The following is a 19,811-nucleotide window of genomic DNA, read 5'->3' on the forward strand; positions in this document are numbered from 1 at the left end:
AGGAGAGAGTATGTTTCGTTTAATTATACCGTGTTTGGTATTACTATTATCAGCATGTACCACCAGCAGAGTTGCTGATGATGTAGAGCTTAGCCCTTTAAAAACAGTGGCATTAATGCCACTTGTTAATCATGCTCAAACACCGCTTGCAGGTGAGCGTGCTGAAGATATTTTAGCCAGTATTTGGCAACAAAATAAATTACCAACTCTTATACGTGCACCTCGCGTTAACACCAAAGAGCTTCCACCACTGGACGATCAATACCGCTTAGACAATGCTATGCAGTGGTTAAACACTCAACAAGCTGACTATGTATTAACAGGCAGTATTGAAGAGTGGCGCTACAAAGCTGGCCTTGATGGCGAACCCGTTGTTGCACTTACATTATCACTCACTGTAACTGGACAAACAACACCGATTTGGACCGGTACTATTGCTAAAAGTGGTTGGGGCCGCGATAGCATTGCAGCAACAGCACAAGATGTGATTGCCGATTTAATTTCTTATATAGAGGTTAGTGAGTGAAAACACATTTCCTTAGACCAAGAGACGTTCCTGAGCTACAAATATGGGCTGAGGTATTTATATTTACCGCGCTTGCTTTAGGGCTGCCTGTATTATTTAACGCAGAGGACCCATTTTGGACTGAGGGAGGGTTTTCGTGGCCTGTACTTGGCCCACTTTTAGTTTCTCTACGTTATGGCTTTTCAAAAGGCTTTATTAGTATTTTATGTTTGCTTGTTGGCCAACTTTTTTTACTTCAAGCAAATATTTTATCACCACAAACCGACTTCAATATTAACGCCATGATTGGCTACATTATTGTAATTATGATCACAGGTGAATTTAGGGATGTGTGGGAGCGCACTAATCAACAACAAAGTATTCAGCTTGAGTACGTAACCGATCGCCTTGAAACATTTACTCGTCAGTATCACTTAATTAATTCATCTCACGATAGAATAGAGCAAATGTTAGCTGGCCATACGTTAAGTTTGCGTGAATCGCTACAAGCAGTAAGAACCTCTATCGGGCTATTAAAAGAAAGAAGACTTGATAGCGCAGCGCAAAAAATAATCGACCTGTTCGTTGAATATGGTTTATTAGAAAGAGCGGGTTTATATAAAGTTGAAAATGACACTGTTTTAGAGCCACCACTTGCCTCTATTGGCAAAATGAGTCAAATAGCTGAAAACGATCCTCTTATACTAGCGATGATTGAAGAAAAAGAATTAGTATCAGTAAAAGACGCAAAAATGGCATCAGGTATAAGTAAATACCATATGGCGATTCCACTTATCGACGTAAATAACACAATTTATGGCGCTATTTTAGTTGAAAGAGTACAATTTTTTGCACTTAAAAATACCACTCTTACACTACTTGCAGTTATGGCTGGGCATATTGGCGACCTACTGCGCCATGAAATAACAAACCCAGTAATGACTTATGAAGAGTATCCATACTTTATTCGCCAAGTTAAACGTGCGAATAAAGAAGCAAAACGATACAACATTCCATCGCAGCTACTAAAGATAAAAGCTAATAATATTACTGATAAATCCACTCAACTTATGAGTTATTTAAGTGAAGCACGCCGTGGTTTAGACATTTATTTGTACGATAATCAAAATCAGGTATTACTGCTATTGATGCCATTAGCTGATGAACTTGAAAAAGCAGGGTTTATCGCCCGAATGAACACTTGGTGTAAAGAGCGCACTGGTAGCACTTTAGCTGAGCTTGATATTGTTATTGAGCAGCAACTTGCACTACCTATAAGCTCAGATGACATAAAGAGATTGGTTTCACTTTCATGATTATAATTATTGTAGCGGCTATATTAGGGTGTATTTGTCAGTACTTTGCACTAATAGAAGTACTGGAAACACCTGATTGGTTTTTAGCTATATTATTGCATGCTATTGCTAGCATCTTTTTTGCTATTGTTAGTTATGTTTTTATACCTAAAAAATACAAAACGACTCCTTATAGCTCTTTGCTACTCATGTTTTTATTATTGTTTACATTACCAGTACTTGGAATTATAGGTGTTGTAGTAGCACTTACATTTGCTCTTTGTAAACCTCTCAAGAATGACGAGATAGAAATAGAGGAGCATAAAATACCTGAGCTTCCTTTTGAAGCCAGAGCAATATCAGCAAATCCAACCTATTCAATTGGCGGACTTAAAGCAATTTTGAAGCACGCTAATGAGCCAAACAAGCGTTTAAGTGCTGTAATGGCGGCTCGTCACATGAGTGACTCACAAGCTATTCCTATTTTAAAGCTAGCACTTAAAGATTTAGAAGATGATATTCGACTACTCGCCTACTCAACCCTTGATGGTAAAGAAACCAAACTTAACGAAAAAATCAGTTTGTATCAGCAAGAAATAGCAGTTACAACTAATCAGCCAAAATTGAGTCATTTACAAAAACAGCTAGCCGAACTTTATTGGGAACTGAGCTATTTAGGCTTAGCCCAAGGCGCACTGCGTAAATACGTTTTAGAAAAAGCAGAAGCACTTGCATTGCAAAGTATTGAGCACGTAAAAACACCCGCAACTTTTATATTTTTAGGGCGTATATCTTTAGCCTTAGACAAATACGAAATAGCCCATGAGTATCTACTTAAAGCAACTGAGTTTGGTATGGCAAGGCGCCATGTATTGCCTTATAAAGCCGAAGTTGCCTTTTGTATGAACAAGTTTGACGACTGTAAACGCTACTTAAAAGAACTCCCAGAACAACCTAAGGGCAGTGAATTACGTCATTTGCAGGAGTATTGGCATGAGTAATAAAAATGCAGACATTTTACTGCTTTTAGAAGGCACTTACCCTTATGTACGTGGTGGCGTATCTAGCTGGGTTCATCAAATAATTGAAGGGTTACCTCATTATAACTTTGAGCTTGTTTTTATAGGTGGAGCACCAGAGCATTATGGCGAGATTCAATATACTTTGCCTAAAAATGTTACAAAGCTGCATGTACATTATTTAGTGGAAAATGACACTTCTGAAATAAAAGCCAAGCATGGCGTTAAATATAAAAAAGAACTCTTTGATTTTTGGCAGCAGCTACAAAATTATTTTAGAGATTGTGATGAGCCCATCCCAACTGATTTATTAAAGTTTGCATTTGAGACTTTGGCTAAAAAAGACGGTATTAACGAAGCCGACTTTTTATATAGTGAATCATCGTGGCAAGTACTCACCAATTACTATTCAACTTTTTGTGATGAATCCTCTTTTATTGACTTTTTTTGGTCATACCGCAATTTATATAAACCGCTATTTAAAATAGCCGAAATTGCACGCGGACTTCCAAAAGTTAAACTTATTCACTCAATATCTACTGGGTATGCTGGTATTTTAGGATCTGGTGCCAGTGCAATAAGCGATACTCCCTTTTTGTTGACCGAACATGGTATTTACACCAAAGAGAGAAAAATAGATCTTATTCAAGCCAGTTGGATCAAAGAGTCTGAGCAAAGCCTAGGTAAAAACTTAAATACCGAGATGGGCTTTATTCGCCGTATGTGGATCAGCTTTTTTGAGCAAATCGGCCGAACAACATACCAAGAAGCAGATAAGGTCATTTCGCTATACGACGGTAACAGGCAGCGCCAAATAAAGGATGGTGCAGCGCCTGAAAAAGCATTTGTTGTACCTAATGGAATTAAAACAGTGCGCTTTATTGAAGCGCTTAAGCAGCGTCCAAAACAGATACCATCGGTTGTTGGATTAATTGGACGTGTAGTGCCTATAAAAGATATTAAAACCTTTATACGTGCGATTAAAGAGGCACAATCGATGCTGCCTGAAGTAGAAGGCTGGATCATCGGCCCTTATGAAGAAGACCCGCAATATTACAAAGAGTGTGAACTACTTGTAGGCAGTCTTGATTTACAAAGCAGTGTAAAGTTTTTAGGTATGCAAGATATTACCAAAATTTTGCCTAAGCTCGGAATTGTAGCTTTAACCTCGATTTCCGAAGCGCAGCCTTTAGTACTTTTAGAAGCAATGGCGGCCGGTGTGCCTGTACTTGCTAGTGATGTTGGCTCGTGCCGCGAAATAATCGAAGGCGGAACCGATGAAGATAAAGCATTAGGTAAAGCCGGTGAAGTTGTCTCAATTGCTTCACCTAGCGAAACAGCACAACAAATATCAAACATGCTAACAAATGAGCAAGTTTGGCTTGAGTATCAAAAAAGTGGTTTAGACCGCGTACAAAAATTTTATGACGAGAGCCACATGTTTGCCCGTTACGATAAACTTTATAAGGATACAATGGCATGGCCGGAATAGGTTTTGAGATACGAAAAATTCTCAAAAAAAACACCCTGCTCTCAGTTTTTGAAGCATACGGCTACGCGGGCTTAATAGGCTCAGGTCCTTGGCTGCTCTCTATTGTAGCATTAATGCTAATTGGTATTTTAAGTTTAGGCGTTGTATTACCCAAAGTACTTATTATTCAGTTTTTAACGCTTGTTACCTACATGATGGCAGCTTCACTTATTTTAACGGGTGGCTTGCAGTTATTATTAACTCGATTTATTGCAGATTTGTTTTTTCAAAAAGAAGAGGCAAAAGTACTCCCTAATTTACTTGGTGCGCAACTTATAACAACAATAGCCGCATTATTGGTGGGCTTGGCTGTATGGCCTATGCTCCCTATACCCGTTGTTACTAAGATTATAATTTTAGGTGCCTTTGTAAGCTTATGTAATCAGTGGCTTGGCGCTATTTTTCTATCGGGTATGAAAGAATACCGGTTGATTTTGATTACCATGCTAAGTGGTTATGCCTTTATGGTACTGCTTGCATATTTATTAAGAGACTGGCAGTTAGACGGCTTGTTTTTTGCATTTTTCGCTGGCGAAGCACTGCTCTTTTTTAGCTTTTTATTTATGATTATTCGCCGCTACCCGGGTGAAAAACTTATAAGCTTTGACTTTTTAAGCAATAAAAAAGTGTATTACAGCCTGTTCTTTTGTGGTCTGTTCTACAATATTGGCGTGTGGGCTGATAAAATCATTTTTTGGTATTCTCCAAGCACATCAATCCAAATTATTGGCACGTTAAGAGCCAGCCCAATTTATGACTTACCTATATTTTTGGCCTATTTATCTATTATTCCTGGTATGGCAGTATTTTTAGTAAAAATGGAAACCGACTTTGTAGAAGAGTACGACCGTTTTTACACCGCTATTCGTGGTGGCTCATCTCTTGAAGAGATCTACATATTAAAAGACAGTATGATCCAAACTGCGCGTGCTGGTTTATACGATATATTTAAAATTCAGGGTATTACCGTTGCCTGCTTATTATTATGGGGTGAGCAAATACTTACCTTTATTGGTATTGATCCAAACTACAAAACGCTGTTATTTATTGATGTAGTTGGTGTAGGTGTACAAGTTATATTTTTGTCTATTTTGAATATTTTGTTTTATTTAGATAAACGCTCAACAGTCCTATTTTTAGCTGGACTATTTTTGGTAATAAATGTGGTTTTAACTTTGCTATCAATAGCTTTTGGGCCGCAGTTCTATGGATATGGCTTTGCATTAGCAACCATTATTACCTCGGTAGTAGGGTTGTTCTGGCTTTCAAAGCAATTTGAAGATTTAGAGTATGAAACGTTTATGCTGCAATAGACTATTTAAAACTCAATAGAAAACACATTATTTACCAAAAGGTACACGCGTAGAGCTCTTTTATGACTAACGGAGAATAATATGGAAGTAGACTATTTAAATTATTCACTGCAAGAGCTACATGAAGCTTGGATGACAATTGATGATTACACGTACCCAGAGCGTGCGATCAGGGTGATCAGCTTTTGAAAAATGCTGAGGCTAAAGCGACAGAAGATAATTCTTCCAATGCATCTTCTACGTGGGTCGCGTCCGTGCTACGTAATTCAGTAGGCCTAGGCTATATGACCCAAGCTTTAGCGATATATTACTGGAAGAAAGTAGTGCAACAATGAAAGAGCAACGTGTGATAAAACTCATCGCAAAAAGAGAAAGTATTGACCACTAGCAAGTGCTCAATACTTTTAAATAAAGTGAAGCTCAACACTATCCATTAGTCTGCACTTGCATAATCCCTGTGTAACTAAAAATAGTTAAGCTGATGTAACTACTTACTCACCCAACGCGCTTTAAAACCTCTCGTATCAACATGTATAAATGCGCCCCTGTGCGACTTAGGCCCATAAATACCTAAACCACCTAACAAACCTTTAAATGATTCACGTCTAGCTAACGACTCCACTATATCAGCCATAGCTTTAGCGTCACCAATTGAATAGTTACCGTCATTATTTATGTCATCCATGCGGTAGTTGCCATCGTTATCTATAAAAATATCGGCAGCATCACCAAATACGTGTCGGCTAAGTTTTACATTGCCAATTGATTTATTGTAGTACGGAGTTCGGTAACCGCTCATAACCACCATATTACTGACAGGTATGTTTTCTAAAATGAGCTCTTTGCGTATTTTTTCTAGTTTAAGTAGCAACTTGTTTTGTAAAAATAAATACTTTGGGTGCTTACTTCGCTGCTTACTAACAAACTCTTTTAGTGAAAAGTGAGGTGAAATTTTTACGTTTTCATTTTCAGGCGTTACCTCAACAAATCCATCGGGCACTATGTAATGTGCAGTGTCTTTAATCTGTGGAGGCTTAGGGTAGTGGCCAATGTGATAATACTTGAGCTTTCCTCCTTCAACGTGGTCTGCGGGTACTTTTACAAAAACGTTAATTTTCATACGCTGTTTTTTATCGGGCGATTCAATAATTACCGTTGTTAAACCAGGCTCTTTGGGTGCTTGCCATTGCCAGCGGTTAGTGTCTGTAAGCTCGGACTTTCCTTGAGTATTAATTAAATTGTAGGCTTTTTTTGATTGCGCAAAAAGCACTTCAAACTCAACCTGCTCTTGGGGCATTACGAATACCGAAAACACCGAGTATGGCATAACTATATCGTTAATTTTCAGGCTAAATTCTGCATCTTCAAAGTTAGCTTTATTTTTTATATCAACCACCTGATGCGCTGCTTTTGTTGGCGCTGCAGCAAATACATTATTGCTAAATATAAGTGTGAATATGGCGATAGAAATATAATGAATAAATTGCATAAACCCTCTCATTATTTATTTTTTAACAAAGCGGCAATCACCGATTGTTCATCATTTTTTAATAATGCTTTTTTATCGCGTTGATAAATGTCATCTCTAAAGTTAACCAGCTTATTTTCATCAACCCATGCAGTCCAATAAACTAAATGAATAGGAAGAGGCTTATTTAAATAAAACGTCTGAGTACTGTTTTGAGTACGTGCGTTGTCTATATGATTAAGTGTTTGTGCCTCTCCTTCGTGCTTAATAATTTCACGCGCTAACGAAAAGGGTTGCTCTATCCTTATACAGCCATGCGATAAAGCACGATTTGATTGGCTAAAGCGCTGCTTTGCTGGTGTATCGTGAACGTAAATTGCTTCGGCGTTAGGAAATAAATACTTAACCTCTCCTAGGGGGTTTTCTTCACCAGCACGTTTAACTAAAAAGTGATCAAATTGATATGGCTTAATAGAATCCCAATCAATATTGCTAGGATTAACAGTTTGTGAGTCTAGGTAGCTGTTTTTTCTAATTTCAATATTATTTTTTACAAGGTAGTCAGGATCCTCGGCTACCTTTGGAGCAATTTCTTTAGTAGCGATTGAGGTGGGTATACGCCATTCAGGGTTAACTACAAACTTTTCTATTTCGTCGCTAAATGCAGGTGTTTCCCAACTTGGTTTACCTACAATTACGTTATTTTTTAATTTTACATCGCCCGCTTTTACAAACCGTAAGCTATATTCAGGAATATTTACATACACATATTGCTTATCACTTGCGCCTTCAAAGTTAGTTATTCTATAAAAGTTAAGTTTTAATTTATCGAGTTTTTGCTGTGCGGGCACATTAAGCGATGCAAAAGTACGCTTACCCACTCGGCCATCAACTTTTAAACCATGGCGGCTTTGAAATTGCTTAACAGCTTGCTCTATATCTTTATCAAACGTGCATATAACTTCGTCGCACACATTAGTTTTTAAGTCACGCTCTTGGTATAAACGCTGTGCAAGTAAGCTCACTTGTTTATTATTACTGCCTAGTTCAAGCAATTCATCGTTATATAAGTGTGTAAAACCACCTTTGTTAACTATTTCTTGATACCAATTAATGGCTTTTTCTGTACGTTCAATTAACTGCGCTGAATATTGGTCAAAGTAGTAGGTGTCATCTGCTTGCACGTACTTTTGTGAGTTGTAAGTAGTTAGTGAAGAGTTAGCGAGTACCACACTTTCAAGCTCATTGGCAGCGAGTGTTGGTGCTGAGCATAAGCCGCTCATGCCAATAAACAATGCAGTTTTTAAAGTAAAACCCTTTGCTTTAGTAAGCGCTTGATTTGAAAATGACCCCTTCACTGTGTACCTCCTCGCTAAATATCGTTGATAAATGCTTATGTACTTACCACTAAGTAGTACACTGGAGGAGCAACGGTAATGCCAAATTAAATTTCAACAGTAAACGTTTGAAATTTAATGACTTTTTAAAAACTCGTTTTTTGAACTTTAATAAATTAGATTAGTGAATATGTAATTAATATGCTTAAGTGTGTAAAGTTGCTATGGCAATTAATCTTTTAAAAAAGCTAAAAAACCACGTTCATAACGACTCAAGTACTTCGTTTTTCGTGGTAATGAAAGCGACTCTCTCCACGCAGTTTGAGTATCTTCATCTTCTTTGCACAGCGTAATTAAATCGGGATGCACATAAGATTTACGTGCTATAGCTGGAGTATTACCCAGTTGCTGGGAGACACTATCAAGCATATTTTTTAAAGTAAGTGCTCCTTTCGCTTTAGCTAATTGTTTAAATGCAATTACGCTTGCTCGCCAGGTTCTAAAGTGTTTTGCACTAAACTCCTCACCCATTATTTGCTGAATGTATTGATTTATTTCACTTGATGTAACATTAGTGCGCTCACCCTCATTTATATACTGAAACAAATGCTGGCCGGGTAAATCTTGTAAGTCTTTTATTACATGGCTAAGCACCCTATCGGTTATATTTACTTCACGCTCCTTGCCTGATTTAGCACGGTACTTTAGCTGAATGTTTTTACCCGTGAGTTTTGCATGGCGTGTGCGTAATGTTGTAGCACCAAAACTTTTATTTTGCTTTACGTTACGTTCGTTACCTACCCTCAGCGCACCTAAATCCATAAGCCTTACAACTGCCGCTAAAGTACGTTCAATATTAAGCTCATCACCTTGTAAGTCTGTTTCTAAACGTGCTCTTAACAAAGGAAGTTTATTACCAAATACTCCACATGCTTGGTATTTTTTAGCCTCTTGTTGCGCTCTAAATTCAGGATGATAGCGGTATTGTTTTCGCCCTTTACTATCAAACCCTGTCGCTAAAATATGCCCATTTTCTTCTGGGCAAAACCAGGCGTTTTTATAGGCAGGCGGAAATGCCAATCCATTTAAACGATCAATCACATTTTGCTCTTTTATTTGCTTTCCTATTGGATCGAAGTAAAGCCAACTTTTGTGTTTAAGTTTACGAGTGATCCCTGGCAAATTATCGTCTACATAAATTAGTTTCATTTACCCTCCAGTTATATTTAAGCATGCGTCGAAATATAAAATGTATCACTTTAAAATAACCTTAAACTGAACAAGATTATTGATATATAATAAAAAACTAACAACAACTATAAATACTTAATATATATTAATAATTCTATTTAGGTTTTTGTAAAAGTAGGACGCACTTACGCGCAAGCAACAAGTCTATTACGATTAAACTCAATGCACTTCGCGCTAAAAATAACTACTTGAGATAGATTTATTATCCTAAGTTCAGATTAATTACACTTTTGTCCCCCGTAATTGGGGTGCTGTTTAAATGGAGAATTCAATGGCTTTTGATTATGGATCGATTGATCTTGGACTAAAAAACCCCTTCAAACTGGAAGGTAAAGTAACAGCGCTAAGAGGACTCATTGAGTCTATAGCGGGTATTAGTTTACTTGTTATTGCTGCGGGCTCAGTGAAAGAAGATACAACTGCTGGATGGATTTTAATGGTGTTTGGCATGCTTATTTTAGCATTCGGCATTCGCTCACTTTCAAGTGGTATTTATGCAACTCTTAAGTATTTTGTAGGCAGAAACCACCCTACTTCACTTGCTTATAACTACAGCAAATCACAAGCATCAACCGCTCAAGAAGAACAAAAAGAAGTAGCCTATACAGCGCAATCACTAGAAGAAATGTTGGTTGGTCGTAAAAATAGTACATTTAAAGAGCCTAATGGTTTTTTATCGCGTTTACTACACAGTTTAATCCCTAAGTTATTATTCCTACCTTATCCTATTCGTAATGTTGCTCAGCGCTTATTTGGCTCATGGGTAAGTACCCTTGTTGCACTTATTGCTTATGGCCTTGTAGCATTTGTATCTTTATCGGGTTTTACCGGTGAAGCAGGCGAATTAGCATTTCCTGTTTATAGTGCCATATTAATGTTCTACGTGCTTTTTTCGTGGCGCTCTACGGGTAAACCTATTTCTAGAAACGCTGAAAAAAATATTGAAGCACTTGGTACCGGTGCACTCGCTAAAATTATTTCTTTATCTTTTATTCTACCAATCGCTATTGGTCTTTCTATGTCATGGCTGATGAAAGAACAACACATTAGCAAACAAGAAATAGATGGCTGGATTGAGCAACTACCTAGTCTTCATGCTGGCATGTACTTAGTTGCGATTATTGTATTAGCTACTCTGAGCTGCGCAATTGCTTTTATTATGATTAAAGCGCGTTTAAATGCAGTTACACCTTCGGCTGAAGTATCAGAACTACGTGAAAACTGGCAAGAGTCTGTTCATCCTGACGAAATTTTTATAAACCTTGATAACTTAGTAATGGCTAATCGTCGTTATAAAGAGGTACCTAACAGAGTTTACAGAGAATTAGACCCTAAACTTCAAGAACAAATTGAAGGTAAAGGCGGTTTTAAAGGTGAAATGATCCAAGAAATTCAGCCTAAATTGCACTCAATGGATTTAGGTAAAAACTTCTCGTTAGCAAGGCTAATTTCTTTAGTGAGCGGTAACTTACTTTACATTGTAGCGTTGGCGTTTACTGTATTTTTAGCGTATTCGTTTATCAATATTTATCATTACGTTGACGCGGCAAATATTAGTAGCTTTAAACAAGCATTTAATAACCAACATGTTGTTCAATTTAGTGAACTATTAATGACAAGCTTTCACTTATTGCTAATAGGTATACTTATTAAAGCATTTGCGCAATTGCTAACAAACACAGCTCATTTGTTCTTTGCTGAAATGCAGTTTGAATCACTATTGGTATATTTTAAATGTGAAGGCACATTTACTGAGTCTAAAATATCAACTGGTACGGGTATTCACGATAGTACCCGCTCAGAAAATACGTTAGTACGCAGTAGCATAACGCCTTGGATTATTGTTTCTCGTGTTGTTTCTACTACGTTTGCAGCAACAGGCATGAAAAACCTTGAACATCCTCGCCATATTATGGAAATGCATAAAGACGAAGGTCAATTACAAGCAATCAAAAAAGACGTTATCGCGTTCTTGAAAGACCGTGAATCTATCGCCTCAATCACCAGTGAGCGTGATTTAGGTAATGCGTCACAAATACATCAATTAAACCAACAAACGCGCGCGATACCTACTCAGCAAGCGATAGCGAAAGATGACGAAGAAGCTGCTGGGTATTTAAGACAAGAAGAAAACTTATCTCCTGAACCTAAGGGTTAATTAACCTAAACTCTGGATAAGTAGTATTAATGCCACCTTGTTAAATTAGGTGGCATTTTTTTTAACCTCTATTCAATACTTTTTAACTTTATTACCTCTTTTATACTCAACAACATGATTAATATTGGATTAGTCCACAAAGCCCTTGCTTTATATGCCAAAACACAAATAATGAGGTATTAATCACGGGGTAAGAATGAGGACAATGAGCTATATATTAACCACCCAATGTGCTGACGACGTAGGCTTAATAGCTAAAATCACAGGGCTTTGTCATAAAAACAATTTAAACATTACGCGTAACAACGAGTTTGTAGATAAAGACGCGCAGCGATTTTTCATGCGTACAGAGCTTACAGGTGAGCCACAAAGCGACTTTTTAGACCAACTGCGTGCATTGCTACCACAAGGCGCTAAACTTGCCCTGCATTGCGGCGCAAAAACTAAAGTAGTTTTACTGGCAACTAAAGAAGCCCATTGTTTAGGTGGCATGTTATTAAAGCAATTTGAACAAACTCTTAATATTGAAGTATTAGCTGTAATTGCTAACTATGTTGACTTAGAGCCACTAGCTAAAGGGTTTGATGTGCCGTTTCATGTTGTATCGCACGAAGGACTCACTCGCAGCGAGCACGATCAGAAAGTAGGTGATTTAATTGCCAGCTACAACCCTGATATTATTGGCCTTGCCAAATACATGCGTATTTTGAGCCCTGAATTTGTGGGTCGCTTTGAAGGCAAAATAATTAATATTCATCACTCATTTTTACCAGCATTTATTGGTGCTAAACCTTATCATCAAGCATTTGAGCGCGGCGTAAAGATCATTGGTGCCACCGCTCACTTTGTGAACAACGAGCTTGATGAAGGCCCTATTATTTTGCAGGATGTAACCAGCGTTACACATGCCAATACCGCAGAAATAATGGCTAAAATGGGTAAAGATGTTGAGAAAACAGTGTTTTGTAAAGCACTGCAACTTGCCTCAGAGCATAAGCTATTTATTAATGGTAATAAAACCGTAGTGTTTTCTTAGCATTAATTATTCTACACATAAAAATATGCCAGCATTGTTGCTGGCATTTTTTTGCTCATAAATAAGCAAGTGACTTTTTAAATGTAAATTATGCCTGCTCTATTGGCTCGAGTTTTAATTTAGCGGCAATTAAAACGGCTTGGGTACGATTGTACACGCCGAGTTTTCTAAATATGGCTGTAATGTGTGCTTTTACTGTCGCTTCTGATATGTGCAGTTCATAAGCAATTTGCTTATTAAGTAAACCTTCGTGCAGATATTGCAGTACTCGGTATTGTTGAGGTGTTAATGAGGCAACTTGCGCTGCTATTTCTCGGTCTTCACCTTCAATTTCAGCTACTTTGTTTTTTAGCTCTTTTGGTAGCCATGTATCGCCTTCAAGTATTTGGTTAATTGCACTGGCAATATCATCAGACGATGACGATTTAGGAATAAAACCCATAGCGCCGTAACCCATTACTTTTGAAACTATATTAGCGTCTTCACTACCCGAAACAACGGCAATTGGTAAGCTTGGGTATTCTTCTCTAATACGAATAAGACCATATAAATCACCATTACCTGGCATGTGAAGGTCTAGCAGTAATATATCAAGATCCTCTTGCTCGCTTAACACTTGCAGTGTGCTGTCAAAATCGGATGATTCAAAAACCTCTAAACCTTCAAATTTTGCGCTCAGTGCGCCCTTTAGTGCTTCACGAAATAACGGATGATCGTCCGCTATTAAAAACTGACTCATGGTTCACTCCTAATAAATTCGGCTGCCAGTTAGGTATAAAACCCTTACTGACAGCCGATATACTACGTTTAGAATCAACTTGTAATCAAGTTTTTAACGCACATTTAACGATTTAATCTGTTCTCGATTAGTTCATCGACTACAGATGGATCTGCAAGCGTTGACGTATCACCGAGTTGTTGGTGCTCATTTGCAGCGATTTTACGTAAAATACGACGCATAATCTTGCCTGAGCGCGTTTTAGGTAAACCCGGTGACCATTGAATCATGTCTGGTGATGCTATTGGGCTAAGCTCTTTACGAACCCAGTTACGTACCTCTTTGGTTAACTCATCGCTTACTGTTACACCTTCGTTAGGCGTAATATAAACATAAATACCTTGGCCTTTAATATCATGCGGGTAACCCACTACTGCAGCTTCGGCTACTGCTTCGTGCGCAACTAACGCACTTTCAATTTCGGCTGTACCAAGGCGATGGCCTGATACGTTAAGTACATCGTCCACACGTCCTGTGATCCAGTAATACCCGTCTTCATCACGACGACAACCGTCACCTGTAAAGTAAACACCTGGGTAGGCGCTAAAATAAGTTTGTTCAAAACGTTCATGGTCGTTGTAAACAGTTCGCGCCTGCGATGGCCAGCTATCTAAAATAACTAAATTACCATCTACAGCACCTTCGAGTGTATTACCTTCAGCATCAAATAATGCAGGCGCAATACCAAAAAATGGATGTGTCGCAGAACCAGGTTTTGTATCAGTAGCACCTGGTAATGGCGTGATCATAATGCCACCGGTTTCTGTTTGCCACCACGTATCTACAATCGGACAATTAGATTTACCAATACTCTCGTAATACCACGTCCATGCTTCTGGATTTATTGGCTCACCAACCGAACCTAAAATACGTAAACTATCACGGTTTGATGAAGCAATTGGCTCATCACCTTTCGCCATTAATGCACGAATTGCTGTAGGCGCAGTATATAAGATAGTAACCCCGTGTTTATCAACAATTTCACCCATACGCCCGGCTGTTGGGTATGTAGGTACACCTTCAAATAAAACTTGCGTACAACCGTTTACCAGTGGCCCATAAGCAATGTAGCTGTGGCCTGTGATCCAACCTACATCGGCACTACACCAATACACATCGTCTTCTTTTAAATCAAACACGTATTCATGTGTCATTGATGAGTAAACTAAGTAGCCTCCTGTGGTATGCACAACACCCTTCGGCTGACCTGTTGAACCTGATGTATACAAAATAAACAATGGATCTTCAGCATTCATTGGCTCTGGATCGCACTGCGCTGGTAAATCAGCAACTAAGTCATGCCACCATATATCGTGCTCATTCCAATCAACTTCGCCGCCTGTTAATTGATGTACTATAACGTGTTCAATTGAAGTCACTGTATCTTGTGCAACAGCTTCATCAACGTTTGCTTTTAGTGGTACACAATTACCTGCTCTGCGTCCTTCATCTGATGTAATAACAACCTTAGCACCCGAATCTCTAATACGATCGGCAATAGCTGAAGGTGAAAAGCCACCAAATACAACAGAATGAATAGCACCAATACGTGCACAAGCTTGCATTGCATACACAGCCTGTGGCGTCATAGGCATATAAATCGCTACGCGGTCACCTTTTTGCACACCTAATTTTTTTAAGCCATTAGCAAACTTAGCAACTTCATCATGCAGCTGCTGATAAGTAATACTCTCGCTTTGAGATGGACTATCACCTTCCCAAATAAGCGCAACCTTATCGGCTTTGGTTTTTAGATGGCGGTCAATACAATTATACGAAGCATTGAGGTAGCCATCTTCATACCATTTAATATTTATGTGACCTTTATCAAAAGACGTGTTTTTAACTTTGGTATAAGGAGTAGACCAATCAAGACGTTTGCCATGCTCACGCCAAAAACTTTCTGGGTCATCAATAGATTGCTTGTAAAGCGTATTATATTTATTTTTATCAATGAGAGTCGCATCTTTAATATGCGCAGGAACTGGATAGATACTTTGTGACATCTTAGTCTCCATTTAAATTACTTGCCTTAAGCTTTTATCAAGGATTACTCAGCAGTGCTACATTAAGTATTAGACCTTAGTTGTACACCCCTTCAATTTCCTCATTTGTAGTTTATAATCCTTCTGCTTTCAATTTTTTTACATAAATAATACAACGCGTTAAATGTAAGTGAATACAAACTAATCTGTTCTCAAACCTTAGTCTTATAGACCAATAGGTAATTGAGTAAATATTGCACATATTCAACAGTGTTCTCGTACTCCAAATAAAGATATTTTGTTGTACTTACTAAAATGCTTTATTTAACGAATGAAAATAGAAAGTGAATTGAAAGCCAAATTAACAACCCTTTTTATTCGTAAGTAATACTCGTAGCAAGTAATACAACCTTACATGAAAAAAAGTAACAAATAACAAGTAGCCTATAAAGGACACCACAATGAAATTTACCCCATTAAAAACATTGGCAGCAAGCGCTGTACTATGTGCACTATCAAGTACTGCTTATGCAGCGACTGCCGCAAAAATTGGTGATACGGAATTTACTTACGGTGGATACATTAAGCTCGACTCTATGTGGAGTGATTATTCAGCGGGTGCGCCTGCAGGCTCAAACGTAGGTCGTGACTTTTACGTACCAAGTACACTTACAGTTGGCGACGATAACAGCTCAGATGCCGTGTTTGATATGCATGCTCGCGAGTCACGCTTTAACTTTGGCACAGCCACTGTTATGGATAACGGTAAGACCGTTAACACTAAAATTGAGATTGATTTTTTAGCCTCAGCTGCTGGCGGTAATGAACGTGTATCAAACTCTTATGCTCCACGTATTCGCCATGCGTTTGTGACATACTACGGTTGGTTATTTGGTCAAACATGGTCTAACTTTCAAAACGTGGGTGCCCTTGCTGAAACGCTTGATTTTGTAGGCCCAGCTGAAGGCACTATATTTGTTCGCCAATCGCAAATTAAGTATACCACTGGCGCATGGTCTTTCTCATTAGAAAACCCAGAAAGTACAATTTCTACTACAAGCGGTATGGTAGTAACTGATGATGCATCATTACCTGACTTTACAGCTCGTTACACGCATAAAGCTGATTGGGGTAACATTGTTGTTGCAGCGCTTGCTCGCCAACTAACTTATAAAGTAGGCAGTGTTGATGCAGATGAAACATCTTTTGGTATTAGCGCATCAGGTAAAATAAACCTTGGTGAAGACAACCTTAAATTTATGCTTACTCAAGGTAAAGGCTTAGGCCGTTACGTAGGCTTAAACGTTGCTCACGGCGCAGTACTTAATGGCGATGAACTAGATGCCATTGATTCGACTTCTGGTTTTGTTGCTTACCAGCACAAGTGGACAAGCCAATGGCGTTCAACGTTCTTATACTCATTCTTCTCTGCTGATAACAACACTGATCTATTAGCTATTTCTGGCGATCCGACAGAATCAAGCCAAAGCTATAGCGCTAACATTTTATATTCCCCTGTTAAACGCCTAACATTTGGAGCTGAGCTAAAACATGCTGAGCGTGAAACTGAAAGCGGCGTAGATGGCGATTTAGATCGTTTACAGTTCTCTGTTAAATACTCTTTTTAATAACTAAAAAGCTAACTAATTAAAAAAAAGCGGCCTTGGCCGCTTTTTTTATAAGCGATATTAAGTTCTATATAATTCATAAATTCGTACCCATAATCTCTATATATGACGCTAAAATCCAACAAAATAGAATAATAATAGGTAAAAAACACACAACTCAATTGCAAATCGATATCATTTAGATTAAGTTACGCACTTCTTTTTGAACTAACTGGAAAAACTTATGTCGTCCCCTCAAGTTTTGCGTTTATCTAAATTAAGCTTTGCTACTTCTTTAATCCTATCTGGTTATGCACTTGCTGATGAAGCAACTGTAAAAAATGAACCTCTCGAAAAAATTGCGGTATATGGTCAGCATCACAAAAATTACATAACAGAAGAGGCACAATCGGCTACCAAACTTGGTTTAACAATTAAAGAGACACCACAGTCAATCTCGGTAGTATCACGCGCACTCATGGACGACTTTTCACTAGACGATATAAACTCAGTACTTGAGAGCACGCCAGGCGTAACAGTAGAGCAAATAGAAACCGACCGTACTTACTTTAAAGCTCGTGGTTTTGAAATTACGAACTTTCAAGTTGATGGCTTAGGTATTCCACAAAGCTCAGGGTCAATTCAAGGCAGTCTTGATACTTCAATTTACGACCGTGTAGAAATTGTTCGTGGCGCTAATGGCTTAATGACCGGCGCGGGTAATCCTTCTGCAACTGTAAATATGGTTTTAAAGAAACCAACATATAACACGCAAGCTAATGCGTCTGTGTCATATGGTTCGTGGAATAAAAAACGATTAGATTTAGATGTATCTACGCCAATAAATGAAGAACACGCCGTACGTGCTGTATTTACAAAACAAAAAGCTGATTCATACTTAGATCGTTACGAAACAGATAAAACAATTATTTACTTAGCCTACGAAGGTAAATTAACGGACAGCACACTATTAAGTGTTAACTACGTTAATCAGCAAAAAGATGCTGACAGCCCGCTTTGGGGAGCGCTGCCTCTTTATTATACTGACGGCACACCAACTGACTACGATGAGTCAACAAGCACGGCTTCTGATTGGTCATACTGGAATAACAGTGCAGAGCAAGTATATGTAACGCTTGAACAAAACTTATCAGCAACGTGGGTGGCTAGAGCACGCTATGCTCACATCGAAAACGAGCAAAACTCAGAGTTGTTTTACGTATACGGTACACCAGATAGAGAAACAGAGCTTGGCTTAACCGGTTATGCAAGCCGTTATGACTACGAAGATAAGCACGACTTATTTGATTTGTATGCGAGCGGGAAGTTTGATTTATTTGGCCAAGAGCATGACTTGGCATTTGGTGTTAGCCAAGCAAAAATGGATTACACCGAGCAGTCTCTTTACGATTACACCACAGGCAATGGCTTTCCGGCAATGCCATCACTTAAAACGTGGGATGGGGTAATGCCACAAGCAACACTTGCTGATGGCGTAAATGGAAGCGATATAACGAATGAGCAAAAGTCGGCGTATATATCAACTCGTATCAGATTAAGTGAGCCACTAAGTATACTTGCTGGCGCGCGTTATACGGATTGGGAAACAAAAGGTACAGCGTACGGTGTTGCTCAAACTCGCAATGACTCAGAGCTAATACCTTACATTGGTACTGTATACGACTTTACCGAGTCTTTCTCTGCTTACGCTAGCTACACTGAAACATTTGTCCCGCAAAAAGAACTTGATATAAATGCAAATCAACTCCCGGCAATTACAGGGAAAAGTAGTGAAATAGGGATTAAAGCGCAGCTTCTTGACGATCAACTATTTGTGACATTCGCTTATTTTGATGCAAAACAAGACGGCCTTGCTATTGCTATACCTAACTCATTACCAGATGATACTCGCTACTACGCCGCAGATGGAATTAATAGTGATGGCTTTGAAGTAGAGCTAAGCGGTAAATTTACAGATGATTTAAGTGCAAGTATTAGCTTTAGTAATTTAAATATTGATGGTGATGATTTAGTAAAAGATTACACACCAGAAAACCAACTTAAAATAGCAGCAACTTACCAAGTACCTTTAATTGATGGTTTATCATTTGGTGCAAATTACCGCTGGCAGGATTCAACTAGCCGAGTACAAGTTAGCGATGCTAATGGTATTGCAAGTGTGACGACCCATCAAGATGCCTACGGGTTACTTGATTTAATGGCCACTTACAAAATTACAGACAACGTAGGCGTTACATTTAATGTGAATAACACCACTGGTGAAAAATATTTGCACAGCCTATACTGGGCTCAAGGCTACTATGGTGCACCTCGTAACTACGCGCTATCACTTAACTGGCAACTATAAAATTAATTAAAAACATTTTAATTAATTTAAAAAACGACACATACTATGTGTCGTTTTTATTTTTATGGCTGTAATACCAACCCGCAATAATACTTTATCAATTAGAAGGGTCAAACCTGACGCTAATTGCGTTAAAGTTTCGAATTTACTAATGCATAGC

The 19,811-nt window shown here is 38.4% G+C and carries 14 protein-coding genes; 9 read left to right on the plus strand and 5 right to left on the minus strand.

From position 1 onward, the window contains the following. The first annotated feature begins 10 nt into the window (after positions 1-10). The 5 genes from WNY79_RS17020 to pelG are packed head-to-tail and all read left to right on the plus strand — an operon-like array spanning position 11 to position 5,663. Positions 11-526 carry a protein PelC gene (locus WNY79_RS17020; protein ID WP_076925174.1) on the plus strand — a complete coding sequence of 172 codons (516 nt, stop codon included), beginning with the start codon at positions 11-13 and terminating at the stop codon, positions 524-526. Beyond that, positions 523-1,821 carry a PelD GGDEF domain-containing protein gene (locus WNY79_RS17025; protein WP_342876456.1) on the plus strand — a complete coding sequence of 433 codons (1,299 nt, stop codon included), beginning with the start codon at positions 523-525 and terminating at the stop codon, positions 1,819-1,821. The genes WNY79_RS17020 and WNY79_RS17025 overlap by 4 nt, the downstream gene beginning before the upstream one ends. Continuing rightward, the gene (locus WNY79_RS17030) at positions 1,818-2,801 is read left to right on the plus strand and encodes a protein PelE (protein ID WP_342876457.1); all 984 of its coding nucleotides are present in this window, start codon (positions 1,818-1,820) and stop codon (positions 2,799-2,801) included. The genes WNY79_RS17025 and WNY79_RS17030 overlap by 4 nt, the downstream gene beginning before the upstream one ends. Then, positions 2,794-4,311 carry a GT4 family glycosyltransferase PelF gene (pelF, locus tag WNY79_RS17035; RefSeq protein ID WP_342876458.1) on the plus strand — a complete coding sequence of 506 codons (1,518 nt, stop codon included), beginning with the start codon at positions 2,794-2,796 and terminating at the stop codon, positions 4,309-4,311. Before WNY79_RS17030 ends, pelF begins: the two co-directional genes overlap by 8 nt. Then, the gene (pelG, locus tag WNY79_RS17040) at positions 4,299-5,663 is read left to right on the plus strand and encodes an exopolysaccharide Pel transporter PelG (RefSeq protein WP_076925178.1); all 1,365 of its coding nucleotides are present in this window, start codon (positions 4,299-4,301) and stop codon (positions 5,661-5,663) included. Before pelF ends, pelG begins: the two co-directional genes overlap by 13 nt. A 487-nt stretch (positions 5,664-6,150) precedes the next feature. Here pelG and WNY79_RS17045 read toward each other — a convergent pair whose 3' ends face one another. The 3 genes from WNY79_RS17045 to WNY79_RS17055 form a co-directional block, all read right to left on the minus strand. Beyond that, positions 6,151-7,152: a D-Ala-D-Ala carboxypeptidase family metallohydrolase gene (locus tag WNY79_RS17045; RefSeq protein ID WP_342876459.1), complete on the minus strand. Its 1,002-nt coding sequence runs from the start codon at positions 7,150-7,152 to the stop codon at positions 6,151-6,153. An 11-nt stretch (positions 7,153-7,163) separates the two neighbouring features. After that, complete coding sequence (locus WNY79_RS17050) at positions 7,164-8,489, minus strand: L,D-transpeptidase family protein (RefSeq protein WP_342876460.1); 1,326 nt, start codon at positions 8,487-8,489, stop codon at positions 7,164-7,166. 210 nt (positions 8,490-8,699) lie between these two features. Next, a complete protein-coding gene (locus WNY79_RS17055) occupies positions 8,700-9,677 on the minus strand; it encodes a DNA topoisomerase IB (protein WP_197185370.1) in 978 nt (325 codons plus the stop codon). 313 nt (positions 9,678-9,990) lie between these two features. Between WNY79_RS17055 and WNY79_RS17060 the strand changes: the two genes are divergently transcribed. Together WNY79_RS17060 and purU are read left to right on the plus strand one after the other, a co-directional pair. Further along, a complete protein-coding gene (locus WNY79_RS17060; RefSeq protein ID WP_197185369.1) occupies positions 9,991-11,877 on the plus strand; it encodes a hypothetical protein in 1,887 nt (628 codons plus the stop codon). Positions 11,878-12,082: 205 nt separating this feature from the next. Then, a complete protein-coding gene (gene purU, locus WNY79_RS17065; RefSeq protein ID WP_342876461.1) occupies positions 12,083-12,913 on the plus strand; it encodes a formyltetrahydrofolate deformylase in 831 nt (276 codons plus the stop codon). Positions 12,914-13,001: 88 nt separating this feature from the next. Here the strand turns inward: purU and WNY79_RS17070 are convergent, their stop codons facing one another. Together WNY79_RS17070 and acs are read right to left on the minus strand one after the other, a co-directional pair. Beyond that, on the minus strand, positions 13,002-13,652 hold the full coding sequence (locus tag WNY79_RS17070; RefSeq protein ID WP_007584799.1) for a response regulator transcription factor: 651 nt from the start codon (positions 13,650-13,652) through the stop codon (positions 13,002-13,004). Positions 13,653-13,756: 104 nt separating this feature from the next. Next, positions 13,757-15,697 (minus strand): acetate--CoA ligase, encoded by a 1,941-nt coding sequence (gene acs, locus WNY79_RS17075; RefSeq protein WP_170071984.1) that lies wholly within the window; start codon positions 15,695-15,697, stop codon positions 13,757-13,759. Between the two features lie 440 nt (positions 15,698-16,137). On the opposite strand from acs, the gene WNY79_RS17080 reads away from it, so the two are divergent. Together WNY79_RS17080 and WNY79_RS17085 are read left to right on the plus strand one after the other, a co-directional pair. Further along, positions 16,138-17,304: a DcaP family trimeric outer membrane transporter gene (locus tag WNY79_RS17080; RefSeq protein ID WP_342876462.1), complete on the plus strand. Its 1,167-nt coding sequence runs from the start codon at positions 16,138-16,140 to the stop codon at positions 17,302-17,304. Positions 17,305-17,527: 223 nt separating this feature from the next. Beyond that, positions 17,528-19,651: a TonB-dependent siderophore receptor gene (locus tag WNY79_RS17085; protein ID WP_342876463.1), complete on the plus strand. Its 2,124-nt coding sequence runs from the start codon at positions 17,528-17,530 to the stop codon at positions 19,649-19,651. The last annotated feature ends 160 nt before the right edge of the window (positions 19,652-19,811 follow it).

This window comes from Pseudoalteromonas sp. AS84 (assembly GCF_038900255.1).
Taxonomy (GTDB): domain Bacteria; phylum Pseudomonadota; class Gammaproteobacteria; order Enterobacterales; family Alteromonadaceae; genus Pseudoalteromonas.

Bases quoted from the DNA above. Each gene is read 5' to 3' on its own strand.
- WNY79_RS17055 (WP_197185370.1), bottom strand. From the start codon at position 9,677: ATGAAACTAATTTATGTAGACGATAATTTGCCAGGGATCACTCGTAAA.
- WNY79_RS17080 (WP_342876462.1), top strand. From the start codon at position 16,138: ATGAAATTTACCCCATTAAAAACATTGGCAGCAAGCGCTGTACTATGT.
- purU (WP_342876461.1), top strand. From the start codon at position 12,083: ATGAGCTATATATTAACCACCCAATGTGCTGACGACGTAGGCTTAATA.
- WNY79_RS17085 (WP_342876463.1), top strand. From the start codon at position 17,528: ATGTCGTCCCCTCAAGTTTTGCGTTTATCTAAATTAAGCTTTGCTACT.
- WNY79_RS17070 (WP_007584799.1), bottom strand. From the start codon at position 13,652: ATGAGTCAGTTTTTAATAGCGGACGATCATCCGTTATTTCGTGAAGCA.
- pelF (WP_342876458.1), top strand. From the start codon at position 2,794: ATGAGTAATAAAAATGCAGACATTTTACTGCTTTTAGAAGGCACTTAC.
- WNY79_RS17060 (WP_197185369.1), top strand. From the start codon at position 9,991: ATGGCTTTTGATTATGGATCGATTGATCTTGGACTAAAAAACCCCTTC.
- pelG (WP_076925178.1), top strand. From the start codon at position 4,299: ATGGCCGGAATAGGTTTTGAGATACGAAAAATTCTCAAAAAAAACACC.
- WNY79_RS17020 (WP_076925174.1), top strand. From the start codon at position 11: ATGTTTCGTTTAATTATACCGTGTTTGGTATTACTATTATCAGCATGT.
- WNY79_RS17030 (WP_342876457.1), top strand. From the start codon at position 1,818: ATGATTATAATTATTGTAGCGGCTATATTAGGGTGTATTTGTCAGTAC.
- WNY79_RS17045 (WP_342876459.1), bottom strand. From the start codon at position 7,152: ATGCAATTTATTCATTATATTTCTATCGCCATATTCACACTTATATTT.
- acs (WP_170071984.1), bottom strand. From the start codon at position 15,697: ATGTCACAAAGTATCTATCCAGTTCCTGCGCATATTAAAGATGCGACT.